Raw genomic sequence first — 283 nt, 5'->3', positions numbered from 1 at the left:
TGGCTATGATGCAAGTATCCGTAAGGCTCAGGACATCGCTATGGAGATCATGGCCGATCATCACGGCGTACTCGCAGATCCCGAGCCGCAGGTGCTGATAAAAAACCTTGGTTCATCGACGATTAATCTACAAGTGTATTTTTGGGTCAATGCTGAAACTCACAGTGTTCCCAAAGTGGCTTCAATTTTAATGCGCTTGCTGGTGCGCGCTTATGAAGCGAATCAGATCAGCTTGCCTGACGACGCCCGCGAACGTATTTTCCCTCAAGGGATACAATTAGTC

Annotated in this window: 1 pseudogene; it reads left to right on the top strand. The window is 48.4% G+C overall.

Annotated features, from left to right (window positions below):
• Positions 1 to 16 precede the first annotated feature (16 nt).
• Positions 17 to 283, top strand: a pseudogene (locus AAEZ00_RS21035) (mechanosensitive ion channel family protein); the annotation flags it as partial.

Source organism: Shewanella sp. S1-49-MNA-CIBAN-0167 (genome assembly GCF_040310145.1).
In the GTDB taxonomy this organism is placed as follows: Bacteria; Pseudomonadota; Gammaproteobacteria; order Enterobacterales; family Shewanellaceae; genus Shewanella; species Shewanella psychromarinicola.
This window is presented reverse-complemented; position numbering and strand designations above follow the sequence as displayed.